This is a genomic window from Rugamonas sp. (assembly GCF_025354735.1).
Lineage (GTDB): Bacteria > Pseudomonadota > Gammaproteobacteria > Burkholderiales > Burkholderiaceae_D > Rugamonas.
Map to the genome: position 1 here is coordinate 1 of NZ_JANXMI010000234.1, position 15,116 is coordinate 15,116.

General features: G+C 65.1%; 18 protein-coding genes and 3 pseudogenes. 9 read left to right on the top strand and 12 right to left on the bottom strand.

From position 1 onward, the window contains the following. Positions 1-287 precede the first annotated feature (287 nt). Positions 288-1,694, bottom strand: a complete 1,407-nt coding sequence (locus Q0S71_RS19125) for an MFS transporter (RefSeq protein ID WP_295999444.1) — start codon at positions 1,692-1,694, stop codon at positions 288-290. An 89-nt stretch (positions 1,695-1,783) separates the two neighbouring features. Continuing rightward, positions 1,784-2,734, bottom strand: coding sequence for a LysR family transcriptional regulator (locus Q0S71_RS19130; RefSeq protein WP_295999446.1), 951 nt, complete (start codon positions 2,732-2,734; stop codon positions 1,784-1,786). Between the two features lie 191 nt (positions 2,735-2,925). Here Q0S71_RS19130 and Q0S71_RS19135 point away from each other — a divergent pair, with 191 nt between their 5' ends. Both Q0S71_RS19135 and Q0S71_RS19140 read left to right on the top strand, forming a co-directional pair. Then, positions 2,926-3,147 (top strand): 4-oxalocrotonate tautomerase family protein, encoded by a 222-nt coding sequence (locus Q0S71_RS19135; RefSeq protein ID WP_295999447.1) that lies wholly within the window; start codon positions 2,926-2,928, stop codon positions 3,145-3,147. Between the two features lie 26 nt (positions 3,148-3,173). Further along, positions 3,174-3,806 carry a DsbA family protein gene (locus tag Q0S71_RS19140; protein ID WP_295999449.1) on the top strand — a complete coding sequence of 211 codons (633 nt, stop codon included), beginning with the start codon at positions 3,174-3,176 and terminating at the stop codon, positions 3,804-3,806. Positions 3,807-3,957: 151 nt separating this feature from the next. On the opposite strand, the pseudogene Q0S71_RS19145 reads toward Q0S71_RS19140, so the two are convergent. Next, a pseudogene (locus Q0S71_RS19145) lies at positions 3,958-4,268 on the bottom strand (hypothetical protein); the annotation flags it as partial. 194 nt (positions 4,269-4,462) lie between these two features. On the opposite strand from Q0S71_RS19145, the gene Q0S71_RS19150 reads away from it, so the two are divergent. The 4 genes from Q0S71_RS19150 (at position 4,463) to Q0S71_RS19165 (ending at position 7,096) form a co-directional block, all read left to right on the top strand. Further along, positions 4,463-5,188: an SDR family NAD(P)-dependent oxidoreductase gene (locus tag Q0S71_RS19150; RefSeq protein ID WP_295999451.1), complete on the top strand. Its 726-nt coding sequence runs from the start codon at positions 4,463-4,465 to the stop codon at positions 5,186-5,188. A 169-nt stretch (positions 5,189-5,357) separates the two neighbouring features. Next, positions 5,358-6,086, top strand: coding sequence for an SDR family NAD(P)-dependent oxidoreductase (locus tag Q0S71_RS19155; RefSeq protein ID WP_295999453.1), 729 nt, complete (start codon positions 5,358-5,360; stop codon positions 6,084-6,086). A 10-nt stretch (positions 6,087-6,096) separates the two neighbouring features. Next, positions 6,097-6,780 (top strand): MFS transporter, encoded by a 684-nt coding sequence (locus Q0S71_RS19160; protein WP_367185321.1) that lies wholly within the window; start codon positions 6,097-6,099, stop codon positions 6,778-6,780. 16 nt (positions 6,781-6,796) lie between these two features. Continuing rightward, positions 6,797-7,096 carry a DUF1330 domain-containing protein gene (locus Q0S71_RS19165; RefSeq protein ID WP_295999455.1) on the top strand — a complete coding sequence of 100 codons (300 nt, stop codon included), beginning with the start codon at positions 6,797-6,799 and terminating at the stop codon, positions 7,094-7,096. A 53-nt stretch (positions 7,097-7,149) separates the two neighbouring features. Here Q0S71_RS19165 and Q0S71_RS19170 read toward each other — a convergent pair whose 3' ends face one another. Next, complete coding sequence (locus Q0S71_RS19170; RefSeq protein ID WP_295999457.1) at positions 7,150-7,812, bottom strand: ERAP1-like C-terminal domain-containing protein; 663 nt, start codon at positions 7,810-7,812, stop codon at positions 7,150-7,152. Continuing rightward, positions 7,793-8,095: pseudogene (locus Q0S71_RS19175) on the bottom strand (IS3 family transposase); the annotation flags it as partial. The gene Q0S71_RS19170 and the pseudogene Q0S71_RS19175, both read right to left, overlap by 20 nt. A gap of 211 nt (positions 8,096-8,306) precedes the next feature. On the opposite strand from Q0S71_RS19175, the gene Q0S71_RS19180 reads away from it, so the two are divergent. Further along, positions 8,307-8,822: an antitoxin Xre-like helix-turn-helix domain-containing protein gene (locus Q0S71_RS19180; RefSeq protein ID WP_295999459.1), complete on the top strand. Its 516-nt coding sequence runs from the start codon at positions 8,307-8,309 to the stop codon at positions 8,820-8,822. Next, positions 8,819-9,292 (top strand): RES family NAD+ phosphorylase, encoded by a 474-nt coding sequence (locus tag Q0S71_RS19185; RefSeq protein ID WP_295999461.1) that lies wholly within the window; start codon positions 8,819-8,821, stop codon positions 9,290-9,292. Before Q0S71_RS19180 ends, Q0S71_RS19185 begins: the two co-directional genes overlap by 4 nt. 119 nt (positions 9,293-9,411) lie before the next feature. On the opposite strand, the gene Q0S71_RS19190 is transcribed toward Q0S71_RS19185, so the two are convergent. Next, the gene (locus tag Q0S71_RS19190; RefSeq protein WP_295999464.1) at positions 9,412-10,047 is read right to left on the bottom strand and encodes a hypothetical protein; all 636 of its coding nucleotides are present in this window, start codon (positions 10,045-10,047) and stop codon (positions 9,412-9,414) included. Positions 10,048-10,382: 335 nt separating this feature from the next. Between Q0S71_RS19190 and Q0S71_RS19195 the strand changes: the two genes are divergently transcribed. Next, on the top strand, positions 10,383-10,730 hold the full coding sequence (locus tag Q0S71_RS19195; RefSeq protein WP_295999466.1) for a hypothetical protein: 348 nt from the start codon (positions 10,383-10,385) through the stop codon (positions 10,728-10,730). 119 nt (positions 10,731-10,849) lie between these two features. Here the strand turns inward: Q0S71_RS19195 and Q0S71_RS19200 are convergent, their stop codons facing one another. From Q0S71_RS19200 to Q0S71_RS19225, 6 genes and pseudogenes are all read right to left on the bottom strand, one after another. Then, a complete protein-coding gene (locus tag Q0S71_RS19200) occupies positions 10,850-11,035 on the bottom strand; it encodes a hypothetical protein (protein ID WP_295999467.1) in 186 nt (61 codons plus the stop codon). A 94-nt stretch (positions 11,036-11,129) separates the two neighbouring features. Continuing rightward, complete coding sequence (locus tag Q0S71_RS19205) at positions 11,130-12,587, bottom strand: iron-containing redox enzyme family protein (RefSeq protein ID WP_295999469.1); 1,458 nt, start codon at positions 12,585-12,587, stop codon at positions 11,130-11,132. 171 nt (positions 12,588-12,758) lie between these two features. Continuing rightward, positions 12,759-13,451: a glycosyltransferase gene (locus Q0S71_RS19210; protein ID WP_295999471.1), complete on the bottom strand. Its 693-nt coding sequence runs from the start codon at positions 13,449-13,451 to the stop codon at positions 12,759-12,761. Then, positions 13,448-14,107 (bottom strand): SAM-dependent methyltransferase, encoded by a 660-nt coding sequence (locus Q0S71_RS19215; RefSeq protein ID WP_295999473.1) that lies wholly within the window; start codon positions 14,105-14,107, stop codon positions 13,448-13,450. The genes Q0S71_RS19210 and Q0S71_RS19215 overlap by 4 nt, the downstream gene beginning before the upstream one ends. Positions 14,108-14,112: 5 nt before the next feature. After that, positions 14,113-14,895 (bottom strand): PIG-L family deacetylase, encoded by a 783-nt coding sequence (locus Q0S71_RS19220; protein ID WP_295999475.1) that lies wholly within the window; start codon positions 14,893-14,895, stop codon positions 14,113-14,115. Then, a pseudogene (locus Q0S71_RS19225) lies at positions 14,892-15,116 on the bottom strand (acyl-CoA dehydrogenase); the annotation flags it as partial. The pseudogene Q0S71_RS19225 and the gene Q0S71_RS19220, both read right to left, overlap by 4 nt.

Here is a 15,116-nt window from a genome sequence, read left to right on the forward strand (position 1 = left end):
AGCCGACCAGCGGATCGCCGATCTTGGTACGACGGTCTTCGCGTTCATGTTCGGCAAACAGGCTGATCCGGGGCTTCATCATTGTGGTATTCATTGGTCGCGGGCTGATGCCAGAATTTTACCGAACCTGCGAACGGCAGGCTAGGTTTCTAGAGGTGACCTTATGAGAATGGGTGGCGGGAGTGATGAGAATATTCAGAAAAGATACATAAGGTATAAACGATATAAACGGTATGGATGAAAAGCGCCGCCGCATGGCGATGCGGTGGCGCCAGATATCAGGATGCTCAGGCGGCCTTGGCCAGCGGTGCCACGCCGGCCCGGCTGAAGAAGGCCATGGCGGCCGCGGCCAGCAACAGCACTGCCGAGATGCCCATCACGTTTTGCACCCCGCCCATAATTTCCACGCCGCTGCCGGCCGCGACGATCGCGCCGAAAATCGCCACGCCGGTGGCGCCGCCGACCTGGCGCGCCGTGTTCAGCACAGCCGACGCCGTGCCCGCCTGATGCCGTTCGACGCTCGATAAGATCGATGTCGTCATCGCCGGCACCGCCAGGCCCATGCCGGCCGGGATCAGCGCCAGGCCGGGCAGCATGTCGAGGAAAGTAGCGTGGTCGGAGATGCCGAACCTGCCCAGTAGCGCATAGCCGCTGCAGCAGATCAGCCCGCCCAGCACCATCGGCGTGCGCAAGCCGGTGCGGGCCGACAGGCGTCCGCTGGCGATGTTGGAGAAGATGAAGGTGCCGGTCAGCGGCAGGAAGGTCAGGCCGGTCTGCATGACGGAAAAGCCGCGCACTTTTTGCAGGTAAAAACTGAGCACGAAAATCACGCCATAGTAGGCGAAATTGACCAGCACGCCGAACAGCACGGCGCCCGAGAAGCGCATGCTGTGGAACAGTTTCAGCGGCAGCATCGGCGCGGGTACGCGGCTTTCGACGATCAGGAACGCCGCGCCGGCCACGAACGCCGTGATAAAGCCGCCTTGCACCACCACGCTGGAAAAGCCCAGCGCCTGCACCTCGATCACCGCGCCGATAAAGCCGGCCAGCGCGAGCACCGACAACAGCTGGCCGGGCAGGTCGAAATGGCGCGACGACGCCTTGCTTTGCATGCGCGGCACGACGTAGCAGGTCAGCGCGAAGCCGGCGATACAGATCGGCACATTCACCCAGAAGATGCTGCGCCAGCCCGCCGTCGACAACAACAGGCCGCCGATCACCGGGCCGGCCGCGATCGACACGCCGCCGGCCGCCGTCCACCAGCCGATGGCCTTGGCCAGCATCTTTTTATCGTGGGCATAAGCGAAATTGAGGATGGCCAGCGAACTCGGCACCAGCAAGGCCGCACCGATGCCTTGCAGCGCGCGCGCCACGTTCAGCGCCAGCGCCGACGGCGCCATGGCGCAGGCGATGGAGGCCAGCGTGAACAGGCCGAAACCGGCCAGGAACACGCGCTTGGAGCCGAATTTGTCGCCCATCACGCCGGCCGACAGCAGGAACACGGCGAAGCCCAGCGTGTAGGCGTCGACCACCCATTGCAAGGCGCTGACGCTGGCACTGAGTTCCGCGCCCATCTTCGGCAAGGCGACGTTGACGATGGTGACGTCCAGCTGGACGATGATGAAGGCGAAGCTGCTGGCCAGTAGCACCGCCAGCGACGGTGTGTGTCGCGCCGGTTCGGATGTGGTATCCATGTCGTTTCCTCTTTGGTGATGGTTGCTGTCACCATACTTTAGAGCGGCGCGAGCATTTTAAAAAACGAATAATTATGAATCGGTCGATCTTATTTTGAGAATTTAACTTGTTTCGCCTCGGCTTGGACGATTTCCGCCATCCGGCCGACGAGGAAATCGACGAAGGCGCGCACCCGCTGCGACAGGTGGCGCGCGTGCGGATACAGCAGGATGAAGGGCCGCGACGTGCCGCCGAATTGCGGCATCAGCTCGACCAGCTCGCCGCGCCGGATATCCTCGGCGACGATGTAGCGGTAGGTCTGGACCACGCCGGCGCCGCTACGCGCCAGCGTGACGATGCCGAGTACGTCGTCGGAGCAGCAGTAGCCGCCGGTGGTGGCCAGTTCGACCACCTCGCCGTCGACCTGCAGCGGCCACGGTATCCGGCGGCCGGTGCTGGGCAACTCGAACTGTATGCAATCGTGTTGCAATAACTGCTCGGGGGTGGTCGGTATGCCGGCCCGCTTCAGATAGCCGGGCGTGGCCACCAGCACCAGTTCCGCGTCCTCCAGCTTGCGGGCGATGAGGTTGGAATCGGCCGGATTGCGCACGCGGATGGCCAGGTCGTAGCCTTCGTCGGCGAAGTCGATATTGCGGTTGCTGAGGTGGATTTCGACCTGCACGTCCGGATAGCGCCCGCGGAACTCGGCCAGCAGCGGCAGCACCCGGTAGTGGCCGTAGGTGGTCGGCATGCTGATGCGCAGCATGCCCGACGGCGTGGTCTGGCCGCCGGTGATTTCACGCTCGGCGTCGACCAGCTGGCCCAGCGCCTGGCGGCATTGGTCGAAATAGACGCGGCCGGAGTCGGTCAAGCGGATTTGCCGCGTCGTGCGCACGAACAGCCGTACGCCGAGGCGTTCCTCCAGCCGCGAAATGGAGCGGCTGACGGCGGCCGGCGTGACACCCGCCGCGTTGGCCGCGGCCGTGAAATTACCCAGCTCGGCGGCAAAGCAAAACAGCTCGATGCTGCCGAGCAGAACGTTATCGAAGTTGCGTTGCATGATCGTTACCTGCTTGCATAATTAACCGGGGCTTGTGCTGTGCGCTGCTTACTTGCGCTTGTTACTTGATGTATCAACTCAATTGCGATGGAGGCGGTTTATTAACCTGGCAGCCGAAAGTATAGTCGATGATAACGGACCGCAACAGATGTCCGTCCCGACCGCAACGCCAACTGAATGGAGCTACCACCATGCCATACGTCAATATCCGCGTCACCCGCGAAGGCGTCACCCCTGAGCAAAAGCTGCAACTGATCGAGGGCGCCACCGACCTGCTGAGCCGCGTGCTCAACAAAAATCCGGCCACCACCTTTGTCATCATCGACGAAGTCGACACCGACAACTGGGGTGTCGCGCGCGAAAACGTGACCACCTTGCGCGCGCGCGAAGCGGCCAAGAAAATCGCCGGCTGAGCCGCACTATTTTAGAGAGCAAAACAATGAAACTGATCTATATCGCCGATCCGATGTGCTCGTGGTGCTACGGCTTCGGCGAGGAATTGTCCGAGCTGGCGCAGCGCCATCCGGAACTGGGCATCGACATCGTTGCCGGCGGCCTGCGTCCCGGCGGCACCGAAAAACTTGATGACGCCGGCAAGCGCTTCCGCCTGTCGCACTGGGCGCGGGTGGAGGAGGCCAGCGGCCTGCCGTTCAACCGCGAAGGCTTCCTGGCCCGCAAGGACTTCATCTACGACACCGAACCGATCTGCCGCGCCTTCGTGGCCGCGCGCCGGCTGGCGCCGCAGGTGGACCTGCTGTCCGTGTTCCGCGCGCTGCAACGCGGCTTCTATGTGGAAGCGGTCGACACCACCGACGGCCACACGCTGTCGCTGCTGGCGGCCAAGGCGCTGACCGACGCCGGCCACGCGATCGACGCGGCAAGCTTTTATCAGGCCTGGACGGCGGCCGACACCATCGCCGCCACCGCCGCCGATTTCGCGCGCGCCCGTGGTTACGGCGTCAACAGCTTCCCGGCTTTGTTGCTGGAAAAGGATGGTCACGTGCAGGCACTCAGCGGCGGCTACGCCAGCGTCGAGGAACTGGAGAGCAACCTGAAGCATTTGTCGGCCTGATTCGCCGTAGCAACGTAAATAGCGGCGGAAGTCGCAACTCAAGAGACGCCGCCAGCGTCGCCGCTCATTCCGGCGATGCTGGCGGCGTTGTGCGTTGTCAGGCCGGCTGCACTGTCACTTCCTTTTGCGCCCGGTCCCGGGCCGCGCGGATGATGCCATCGGCCAGCGCATAGGCGCGCTGCGTCGCCGGCCGCGCCGCGATGCGCGCGACCCAGCGCGACAGCGCCGCAAAGTCCGCCAGCTGCTGGCCCTGCCGCTGGTGCGCGGCGATCCACGGATAGCAGGCAGCAAGTCGACGATGGCGGGTATGCGCTTATTGGGCGAGATGGCGGCGAAGTCGGGATGCGATTGCTCGTTCTTCGATAACTGGATAGGGAAGACCCGGTAATCGAGCGCCGCCTCCTCTAAAAACACGGTGATTTTATTGCCGTTGGCGGTGGGCCAGTAGTGCAGGTTCAACATATTGATACTCCATAAAAGTGTGCGTGTCAGTACTACGCGACCAGAATATCGTGGATTTTTGCCATAATTGATTACATCACGTAACAACAATATCGCCTGAAGTGGTCTTTATCAACGTGGAGGGCCGCAGTAAAGTGCTCTCACCGGAACTTAAAGCCGTACCGGATTTCATACCATCCCATTTGGAGCACATCATGACCCAGCAAAAAACCATCATCGTCACCGGCGCATCGCAAGGCATCGGCGCCGCCACCGCCAAGGCCTTCCTGGCACGCGGCTACAACGTCGTGGGTACCTCGCGCAACATCAGCAAATCGACCGGGCTGACCGCGTCGGACCGCCTGTTGCTGGTCGACGGCGACATCGGCGACGCCGCCACCGCGGCCAAGGTTGTCGCAGCGGCTGTGCAGCGCTTCGGCGGCATCGATGGCCTGGTCAACAACGCCGGCATCTTCGTCGGCAAGGCCTTCACCGATTTCACGGCGCAAGACTTCCAGAACCTGGTGCATACCAACCTGGAAGGCTATCTGTACATCACCCAGCTGGTGGTCAAGCAGATGCTGGAACAGAAGCGCGGCGGCAGCGTCGTCGGCGTGACCACCACCTTGCTGAGCAACCCAGTGGCCGGCATGAACTGCGCCGTGTCGATGATGACCAAGGGCGGCATCGAAGGCGCCACCGCTAACCTGGCCATCGAATACGCCAAGGACCACATCCGTTTCAACCTGGTCGCGCCCGGCATCGTCGACACGCCCATGCACAAGGACAATCCTAAGGACTTCCTGAAGACGCTGGCGCCGATGGGCACCATCTCCAGCTCCGAGCAGATCGCCGAAGGCATCGTCTACCTGACCGAAGCGCAGCAGGTGACCGGCGAAACGCTGGCCGTCGGCGGAGGTGCGCAGCGCGGCCGCTGGTAAGCAGTACGGCGGCTCATGGCGAGCCGCCGGCCGTCCGCCAGCGCCTGCCGCGCGGACGGCTATCCCTGGGTTCGCCACTGTGGTTTGCCAACTTAGTTTGCCAACTTAGTCAGCCGTTTAGTCAGCCGTTTAGTCAGCCATCTTAGTCAACTATCTTCTGGAGTCCATCATGAGGCAACAGCAAAAAACCGTCATCATCACCGGCGCATCGCAAGGCATCGGCGCCGCCGCCGCCAAGGCCTTTCTGGCACGCGGCTACAACGTCGTCGGCACGTCGCGCAACATCAGCCAATCGACCGAGCTGGCCGCTTCCGACCGGCTGCTGCTGGTCGACGGCGACATCGGCGACGCCGCTACCGCCGCCAAGGTCGTGGCGGCGGCGGTGCAGCGCTTCGGCGGCGTCGACGCGCTGGTGAACAACGCCGGCATCTTCATGGCCAAGCCGTTCACCGACTTCACGGCGGACGACTTCAAGAAGCTGGTGCACACCAACCTCGAAGGCTACCTGTACATCACCCAGCAGGTCGTCAAACAATTCCTGGCCCAGCAGCGCGGCGGCAGCGTCGTCGGCGTGACCACCACGCTGCTGAGCAACCCGCTGCGCGGCGTCAACAGCTCGGTGTCGATGATGACCAAGGGCGGCATCGCCGGCGGCACCAGCAACCTGGCCATCGAATACGCCAAGGACCATATCCGCTTCAACCTGGTGGCGCCCGGCATCGTCGACACGCCCATGCACAAGGACGATCCCCAGGATTTCCTGAAGACGCTGTCGCCGATGGGCACCATCTCCAGCGCCGAGCAGATCGCCGACGGCATCGTCTACCTGACCGAAGCGCAGCAGGTGACAGGGGAGGTGTTGCACATCGGTGGCGGTTCGCAGCGCGGCCGCTGGTAAGCGCCGGCGCGTGCTGCTGCGTCTCGCGGCCGGTTTGATAGGCGGTTACGCATCGTCCGCCACGCTGCTGGTGGCGACGCAGACGCCGCGCGAGCGCTCCGGCTGGGCGCTGGGCATCCTGTCCGCCGGCGCGTTGTCGGGCACCTTGATCGGCCCCCTGATCGGCGGCGTGCTGCCGGGACTCATCGGCATCCGCATGACGTTTTTTCTCGGCGAGCTGCGTGTCGAGCGCGCGCACGTCGTGGTGGACGCCGGCATCGTCATGGCCGCCTCCGCGTTCGGCAGCATCCTGATGGCGGCGCGGCTGGGCCGCCTGGCCGACCGCATCGGCGGCTGGAAAGTCATCATATACTGCCTGCTGGCGGCCGGCGTTTTACTGGTCCCGCAAGCCTTCGTCACGCAGTGGTGGCAGCTGGCCGCGCTGCGATTTTTGATGGGCATGGCGCTGGCCGGCCTGCTGCCGTCGGTCGCCAAGGTGATACGCCAGTCGGTGCCCGAAAAGGCGCTTGGCAGGATGCTCGGCTATGCGCAATCGTCGCAATATGCCGGACAGGTTTTAGGGCCGCTGCTGGGCGGCGCGCTCGGTGGCCTGGTCGGCATGCGCGCGGTATTTTTCCTGACCAGCGTTTTGCTGCTGGCCGGGGCGATGTGGAACTGGCGGGCGTTGCGCAGCACCCGGCCGGATAATAGTTAATTCAAAGGAGAGCAGCATGCATAAGGGTTACTGGGTTGTCGCCTACCGTTCGGTGTCGGACGAGGCGGCGCTGAAAGCGTACGGCGTGTTGGCCGTCAAGGCCATCGCCGACAACGGCGGCACCATCATCGTCCGTACCGCCGACGCCATCGCGCCGCGCGAAGCAGGGCTGATGCAGCGCACCGTCATCGTCCAATTCGACAGCTATGTGCAGGCGCAGCGGGTGTACGCCTGCGAGGCCTACCAAGCCGCGCTGCGCGCGCTGGGCGCCGGCGCCGAACGCGATTTCCGCATCGTCGAAGGCCTGGCCGGGTAGGCGCGAACGCGGCGGCGCGCGGCATACACCGCTGCGCCGCCGCGATGCCGGCGTCAGTGCCGCGACGCGACGTAGCGGTCGGCGGCCTGCACCATCAGCGCCTTTTCGTGCTGCTTGAAGCGCGCCGATTCCATGCCGCGCGCGACGTTCGGATACATCGCCGCCGGCACTTTACTCTTCAACCAGGCTTCCAGTTCGTCGAGCGGCACGTAGTCGCCGTAAATCGCCGGCGTGTTGGAGGCGATGATCACCGAGCGGTATTGCGGACTGGATGCGAGCAAAAGCTCAAGATTTTCCGTGTACGTGTCCCACGACAGTTTCGGATGCTCGTCGGCCAGCGCGAAGATAAAGCGCCGGCGCTGCTCCGCCGCCTGCGCCGGTATCTCGGCCGACAGCGCGATGTCGCGCGCCTGCAGCGCCAGTTGCGGATCGCGCACGGCCATCAGCGCCGCGTAGTAGCGGCGGATCTCGGTCTCGTTGCGCGAAGCTTTGGCGATGGCGTGCAGCTGCTCGAAGGTCGCCGCGTCGGCGTCGCGCGCGACGATGGTCAGCACCAGCGCCTGGTCGTCGGCCTTGATGGCGTTGCGGTCGGCCACGAACAGCGCGAAGCGGCGGCGCGCGTCGGCGATGACGGCCGGGTCGCCCCACACGCCCAGGTCCGCCAGCACGCGGCGGCGCAGGCGCTGGATGCTGTGGTCAAGTAATTCCGGACACAACGATAGGTTCGCGCGCTGCCATTTTCCGTTCATAGATGGCGGGCGACAGATTGCCCAATGCTGAATTGATGCGTTTGCAGTTATAGAAGCCGACGATGTAATCGGTGATATCGGCCTTGGCGTCGGCGTGGTTGGCATATTGGCGCTGCCAGACACGTTCCATCTTGAGGTTCAGGAAGAAGCGTTCGGCCACGGAATTATCCCAGCAGTTGCCTTTGCGGCTCATGCTGCAAACGAAGCCGTGCTGTGTCAGCAGATCCTGGTAAAGCTCGCTGGCATATTGTACCGCGCTATGGCACGGCCCCACAGCTGCTTTCCATTTGCATCATTCGAGCTATACTGTAGTCTCAAAGGAGTTCAACATGACAGTCAAGCCCACCCCCAAGCCGACCGCTCCCCCTCGTGGTACTGCACGCGCAGCCCTCGCTACCGTCCTGACGACGCCGCCCGTTGCCACTGGCCGTAAAAGCCAACGTCCTGCGACCGGCACAAGCATGACGGTCGACGATCCTTTGCGCGAATCCGCGTCGCGTAGGGAGCAGGTCATAGCAGCGAACAATTTCGAGGGCGACGGCCAAAAGGGCAAGATGACTTCCGCCCTGTACGGTCTCGATGTGCAGACCCGTATCGGCTTGATCCGGCATGGCATACCGGCCGCCGCCGTGGCCGATCTGTCGAACCGCATGGGCATGGGCAAGGAACTGCTGCTGTCGAGCCTGGGATTGCCGCGCGCCACCATCAGCCGCAAGGAAAGGGCAGCGGCCCTGTTGTCGCGCGACGAGTCGGAGCGCCTGCTGGGGGTCGCGTCGCTGATCGACATGGTGCAGACCATGGTCGAGCAGTCCGGCGACCCCGCCGGTTTTGACGCGGCGCGTTGGGTGGCAGGGTGGCTGTCCATGCCGCTGCCGGCGCTGGCCGGAGCCACGCCGGCCAGTTATATGGATACCTTCGAAGGCCAGAAACTGGTGGCCGATCTGCTGGCGATGACGCAGAGCGGAGCCTACGCGTGACCGTGCCGGTGTGGCGTATCGCGACCGAGACGCCGAGCTACACGGCCAACGACCTGAGCGGAACCGGGGCCAAGATCAGCGGCGGGCGCTGGAACAGCAAGGGCACGCCGCTGGTGTATTGCGCGTCCAATATCGCGCTGGCCACGCTGGAAACCGTGCTGTACCTGCGCGGCGGCACGCTGCCCTACAACCGCTACCTGGTGCGCATCGACCTCCCCGACGCGCTGTGGGGCGCCCGCGCGCAGCTCGAGCCGCTGCCGGGCGGCTGGGATGCCATCCCGGCCGGGCTGACGGCGCGGCAGGCTGGCGACAGCTGGGCCGCCGGCGGCAACAGCGCCTTGCTGCTGGTGCCGTCGGTGATCGTGCCTGACGAGTTCAATATTTTGATTAACCCGGTTCATCCCGACGCGGCCGCCATCACCGCCACAACCCTGAAACGCTGGCAGTACGATCCCCGGCTGTTCCCGTAGGCGTGCGCGTCAGTCCGGGCCGTCGCGGCCGCGAAGCGGGGGGCGGCGTCGGCTGGAAGGCCGGCAGGCCGGCAGGTCCTCGAACGACAAGTTGGCATGCCCCGCTTAGCAGGCACGTGTCAGTGCAGCTTGGCGGGGATTGCTTGCGGCGTGAATCTCTGCTGTGGTGGCGCGCCGGCTCCGGTGTCGAGATAGAACTGCACCCCTTGCCGTTGCGATTCGAGAGTCTCGATATTTTTTTGTAGCGATCTGATCGCATTGCCCAGCGCCATGCGCGACTCCTTCGAATCTTCCATGAAGCCGACTAAGCCAACTGCATTTTGCAGCATGTTTTTGTGGACGGTGATGGCCATTTGCGTCATCCCGGTCTTGTCGAATTTTGCAAGGGTTTCCAGGTAGCCGCCGTTTTTTTTGATGGAGTCGATCACGCTCTTGTAGCGATTATCTTGCCACTTGGCATCGCGGGCCTGGTCGTAAATTTTCTCCAGGCCCAGTTTCATCAGCATGTTCGATTTGGATAAGGACGCACCCAGCGTGTCGCGCAGGATGTCGCTCACCAGCGAGGTCAGGATGGCGACCACGCCTACCGACTCGTAGAATTTCGCGCTTGATGATTGACTGTCGAATTCCCTCGAAAGGCTCGTCAATAACTTCATGCTGTCATCCAGTGAAGCCAGCCTTGCCGTCAGTTTTGCCTCATCGATTGAACTCAATTTTACGTGCTTTATCAACAGGTTATCGACGTACGAAGTCATGACGCCTCCCGAGTACGGTTTTGAAGAGTGGTGGCGAATGCTGGTGTTGGATCGTCAATGTTCGCTCATTTCGAGCCGGAGGAGTGCGGCGCGGTGGAGAAATTGATTCGCCAAGCCACAAAAACAACGGCTGAAATGAATGATTGCTTGAGAGGTCGAGTGACGCGGCAACGCGACTGTGGCTCCGTCCTGCTGTGTTCTCGCGGAACTCATATCGATCCTACGTTCCGCCCCGCATTCATCCTATTTTCATGCTACTCGAATCACTGCATGATGGGCGCTCCTCGATAGCGACCACTCCGGTTACTAAGAGAAAATAAACAGGAGATATCACCATGAGTTCGAATCAAAATAGCGGCGGCAAAAACACTACCAGTACCGATAGCAAATCGACCAGTGGCAGCAAGCAGTCGGCCAACACCGGCTCCGGCTCCGGCTCGGGTTCCGGTTCGCACACGCAAGGTGGCACGCACGAGCAGCATGTGGAAGCCGGTCGTCAAAGCCACAAGAACGACGATTCCAGCTCGTCGAGCAAGCAATCGGGCAGCAAGGGCTCGGACAGCGGTTCCGGTTCCTCGGGCAGCAAACAGTCGGATGCGGGTTCGGGCAGCCAGTCGACCCGTGGCGGTACTCCTGAACAGCATGCGGCCGCCGGTCGTCAAAGCCATAAAAACGACCGTTGATCGATAAGCCCGTCGATCCGCTAAGGCCGTCAGAAAAACGCCCGGCTTCATATGAAACCGGGCGTTTTTTTGTGGCCGTCGAAACGTCGCGGCCGGCCGGCAAAGCCGCGCCGGCCGGATCACGCCGACGTGAACGCCTGGGCGGCCTGCGCCGCCGACAAGCGGCCCTTCACTTCATTTTTGTACTTGGCCTTGGCCGCGATTTTCTTGATCGCTTCCGAAGCGATGTTGGCTTGCTTAATGCGCAGGCGCTCGGCTTTGCTGCGTTGCTGGGCGATGTTTTTGTTGCCGACACGATTGGTCATGACGTCTCCTTGAAGTGAAAAAATATAGTAACAACGGCGCCGCCGCCGCATGGTGAGCTACACCACACAGCGGCGTATGTCGGCTCGCGCCGGCTCAATCGAGCAGCTTGCTGTAGATGCGGGTCGCCATCAGGCCGGCCGCGCTGTGGTGGTGGGCCGGCGACATCAGCGGGATCAGCAGCGCCATCGCCGCCGCCTTGTCGCCGCTGTCGGCCAGCCGGCGTTCCAGCAGCGCCAGCTCCGACAGCTCGTTCGTCTGGCCATCGACGGCGGCGCCGTAGCAATGGCGCAGCAAGCCGCGCTGCGGCCACGGCTGGTCGCCACGGTTCTGGCTGGCCAGTGCGCTGCGCGCGCGCTGGCGCTGGCGATAGGTCAGCTGGCGTGGCGCCTGCGCCGCTTCCGGCGCTTCGATCCAGTCTTTCAGCACTTGCTGTTCGTAGCTGCTGAAGACGCCGAACATGGCGGCGTCCTCGCTGTGGACCAGGCGCCAGAAGCGGCTCTGTTCGACGCTTGCGCCGCGCTTGATCCAGCCGGCCTCGATCAGCGCGTCGAGGAAGGCCGGGATCTGGGCCGGCGTCGCCAGCCAGTCGTTGACGCTGCGGCCGCCGACGCGGCAATAGTCGGAATGCATATTCTTGCCGGCGGCGCTTTTGTCGGCCAGCAGGGCGAGCAGTTCCGCCTCGAGGTCGAAGCCGGCGATGACCGCGGTGGTGCCCGCGCCCAGATCGTTGAGCCGGTAGCCGTCGCGCACGCGGTGGTAAAACGCGGCGGCGTCGCCGACGCGCGGCATCAGCTCGCGCAAGCCCTGCGCCGCTTTCCGGGCGTGGCCGGTGTCGGCGTTGTCGACCGTCACATGCAGCGTGAAGTAATACGGATCGATGCCCAGTTCGTTCAGTTCGTAGGAGGTGATGAGCAGGTGCAGCGGCAGCTGTTCGTAGCCGAGATTGAAGCCGATCACTTCGGGCAGGAAGTGCTCGGCGTGATAGGCCAGCGCGAGCTGGATCGCGCCCTGCACGAAATGGTCGTCGCTCAGGTCTTGCCACGCTTCGCAGCCGTGCGCCGCCAGCAGCTTGCGGTACAGGACCACATGGTTTTTCTCGGCCACGCCGTCGCCCAGTTCTTCCAGATAGGTTTTGATGAGCGGCCGGAAATCGATATCGTGCCAGCGCGGCAGCAGGCCGTACAGCCAGGAGCCGTCGACCAGCTTGGTCGGCGCGACGGATTTGAGGAAGTACAGCGCGTGTGATTTGTTGCTGAAGTAGCGGCGCGGCGCGCCGTCGCGGCGCTGTTGCAGATACTGGCGGTACTGTTCGCCGATGGCGGCGCCGCGCCGGTCTATCCAGGCGCCGATGGCGTCGATGTCGTCCGGCAGGTCGGCCGGCAAGTCCGCGCAGGCGCGCAATTGGTCTTGCAGATAGCCGCGCGCGGCGTCCAGCTCCGACGCCGCGGGATCGGCTTTGCCGAGCGCGAAATAATGGTCGCGCGCGCCCGCGTGGTCGACAGTGGCGGCGCTCGGCGCGGCGGCCATGACGTTCGATGATGCTGGTGACATGTTGTCCTCGTTCGATGCGGGCGTGAAGCGCCGGCCATCGCGGCCGGCGGTCCCGCGATTAAAAATTCATTCTGTCATGCGGCCGGCGCCGCGCTTGTAGGACGCGGCCTTGATCGCGGGTGGGACCGCAGCCAGCGCGAATTTTCATCCCATCGCGCAGTATCTTCGCGCTCAGGCGGGCAGGCCGGCCACGTAGCGCAGCAGGGTGTCGCCGAAACCGCCGCGGGCCTTGGCGTCGCGCCGCGCGCTGGTGGCCACGCGCGGCGCGGCGCTCCAGGCGAAGCGCGCGCCGCTGCGTTCGAGCGCGTCGACCAGCGCCACGTCCTCGCTGCAGGCCAGCGGCTCGAAGCCGCCGGCGCGCAGATAGGCCGCCGCCACGCCCAGGTTGGCGCCGTGGATGTGGCGGTGGCCGTCGGCGTCGGTGTAGCTGCGGGCGAAGTGCGCGCTCAGGGCGGCGCCGTGTTCCCGGTGCGGCGACCAGTCGTCGACGGCCACCGTGCCGCAGACGACGTCGACGCCCAGGCTCAGCTGCATGGCCAGCCAGGCCGGCGAGACGCGCGTGTCGGCGTCGGTGAAGGCCAGCCAGCGGGCGCCCATTTCCACCATCCGCGCCGCGCCGAACGCGCGCGCCACGCCGACGTTGCGGGCCTGGACGGCGACGCCGGCGATGGCGCATTGGCCGTCGCTGCGCGCCGCGTGCCGCGCGACGACGGCGGCCGACGCGTCGCTGCAGGCGTCGAGCACCACCAGCACCCGCACCGCCTCGCCCTCCAGGGTCGGATGACGCGCCGCCGCCGCCACGGCGCTCAGGCAGGCGTCCAGGTAGGACTGCTCGTTGTGAGCGGGGATGACGATGCCTATCATATGCCGAGTCCTTCACGTTGGGCCACCGACGCCGCCTGGTTGGACCAGACGTCGAGCAAAAAATCCTCCTCCTCGTGGCGCAGCAGCCGATGCAGCGCCGGCTGGGCGTCGAAGCCGCCGTGCACGCGGGCCGGCGCCAGCACGCGGTCCTTGAACGGGCGGCGCCAGTGGCACAGCACGATGGTGCCGCCCGGCGCCAGGTCGGCCACGCAGCAGTCGACCAGCCGCGCCAGGGCGGCGCCGTCGAGGTAGTAGGCCAGTTCGCTGATGACGATCAGGTCGAACGGCCCGCTGCCGCGTGGCGGCCAGTCGGCCGGCAACTGCTGCTGGCGCACCGTCACATGGCGTGCGCCGGCCAGCTGGCCGCGCGTCAGCAGCACCGCCTCGGCCGCGCCGTCGCTGGCCAGCAGACGCTCGCAGCGCGGCGCCAGTTCGGCCGTCAGCGCGCCGTTGCCGCAGCCCGGTTCGTAGGCGTTGCGATAGCGCGCCTGCGGCAGGCTGGCCAGCAGCAGCGCGCGCTTGCGCTGTTCATACCAGCGCTGGCGCACCTGCCAGGGGTCGGCGTCGTCGCGGTACAGTTGCTGGAAGTGGGCCGATATCGGGCCGGGCGCCGCCGTCGTAGTCGCCGAGGTCGCGGTCGCTGTCGCTGTCGTCATCGCGTTCATAAAAAATAAATTTCGTAAGGGTGGAGCAGGCGTTCGAGCACCGTGGGCGGCAGCACCGACGGGCGTCCGGTCGACGGGTCGGCGCGCAGCTGGCTGTGATAGCAATGGATGGCGTCGCGCTTGCGTCGCAGCCGTTCGCTGCTCAGCACCAGCCGCCGCGCGCGCCGCCACGGGATGCGGACGTCGCCCGGCGCGGCCCAGTGCCAGCTCCAGATCGGCAGTTCGACCAGCGTGGCGCGGCAGGCGCGCGCCGCCAGCGCCGCCGCGTGGCCGCTCGCTTCGTGGTCGGGATGGCCGTCCAGGCGCCAGGTGGCGAACACCACGTCGCCGGGCCTCAGCAGTTGCTGCAACATGGTTTGCAGCTGCGGCGCGTGGGCGGCGACGTCGCCGTCGGGCAGGCGGGCGCGTATCACCTGGGTGCCTGCCAGTCCGAGCACGTCGAGCGCGTGGCCGGTTTCCAGCGGCCGCGCGCAGGCCAGCCGGTGCGGCGGCCACAGCGGGGAACCGGGATGGCTGGCCGCGCCGTCGGTGACGGCCACCAGCAGCGTGCGGCTGCGCTGCGCCGCCAGCGCCTGCAACAGGCCGCCGCAGCCCAGCATTTCGTCGTCCGGATGGGGCGCGACGATTACCGCGCGCGCGCCCGGCGGCACCAGCGCGGCGACGTCGAGCAGCGGCAGCGCGGCCAGTCCGCCCCACGCTTGCCAGTCGGCGTCGGGCGTGCCGTCGCCTTCGATGAAGCGCTGGCCGTCGTCGGTGTCGAGGTTGGTGTGGTCGTTCATGGCAGCGTCCATGCGTCGGTTTCCAGTTCGATGGATAGGGCGCCCAGCGCGGCCAGGTCGCGTTCGGCGTGGCTCTGGCGCAGGAACACCGGCAGGTCGGCCGCCATGCGGGCGAAATCGGGATCGCGGCACAGCGGGCCGGCGCCCAGCGCGCGCGTGACGCCGGTCAGCACGGTGCCGGCGGCCGCTTCGACTGCCAGCCGCAGGCGCAGCGCCAGCGC

Excerpts from the sequence above, each read along its gene's own strand:
- Q0S71_RS19125 (WP_295999444.1), bottom strand. The coding sequence starts at position 1,694 with ATGGATACCACATCCGAACCGGCGCGACACACACCGTCGCTGGCGGTG.
- Q0S71_RS19130 (WP_295999446.1), bottom strand. The coding sequence starts at position 2,734 with ATGCAACGCAACTTCGATAACGTTCTGCTCGGCAGCATCGAGCTGTTT.
- Q0S71_RS19135 (WP_295999447.1), top strand. The coding sequence starts at position 2,926 with ATGCCATACGTCAATATCCGCGTCACCCGCGAAGGCGTCACCCCTGAG.
- Q0S71_RS19140 (WP_295999449.1), top strand. The coding sequence starts at position 3,174 with ATGAAACTGATCTATATCGCCGATCCGATGTGCTCGTGGTGCTACGGC.
- Q0S71_RS19150 (WP_295999451.1), top strand. The coding sequence starts at position 4,463 with ATGACCCAGCAAAAAACCATCATCGTCACCGGCGCATCGCAAGGCATC.
- Q0S71_RS19155 (WP_295999453.1), top strand. The coding sequence starts at position 5,358 with ATGAGGCAACAGCAAAAAACCGTCATCATCACCGGCGCATCGCAAGGC.
- Q0S71_RS19165 (WP_295999455.1), top strand. The coding sequence starts at position 6,797 with ATGCATAAGGGTTACTGGGTTGTCGCCTACCGTTCGGTGTCGGACGAG.
- Q0S71_RS19180 (WP_295999459.1), top strand. The coding sequence starts at position 8,307 with ATGACGGTCGACGATCCTTTGCGCGAATCCGCGTCGCGTAGGGAGCAG.
- Q0S71_RS19190 (WP_295999464.1), bottom strand. The coding sequence starts at position 10,047 with ATGACTTCGTACGTCGATAACCTGTTGATAAAGCACGTAAAATTGAGT.
- Q0S71_RS19195 (WP_295999466.1), top strand. The coding sequence starts at position 10,383 with ATGAGTTCGAATCAAAATAGCGGCGGCAAAAACACTACCAGTACCGAT.
- Q0S71_RS19200 (WP_295999467.1), bottom strand. The coding sequence starts at position 11,035 with ATGACCAATCGTGTCGGCAACAAAAACATCGCCCAGCAACGCAGCAAA.
- Q0S71_RS19205 (WP_295999469.1), bottom strand. The coding sequence starts at position 12,587 with ATGTCACCAGCATCATCGAACGTCATGGCCGCCGCGCCGAGCGCCGCC.
- Q0S71_RS19210 (WP_295999471.1), bottom strand. The coding sequence starts at position 13,451 with ATGATAGGCATCGTCATCCCCGCTCACAACGAGCAGTCCTACCTGGAC.
- Q0S71_RS19215 (WP_295999473.1), bottom strand. The coding sequence starts at position 14,107 with ATGACGACAGCGACAGCGACCGCGACCTCGGCGACTACGACGGCGGCG.
- Q0S71_RS19220 (WP_295999475.1), bottom strand. The coding sequence starts at position 14,895 with ATGAACGACCACACCAACCTCGACACCGACGACGGCCAGCGCTTCATC.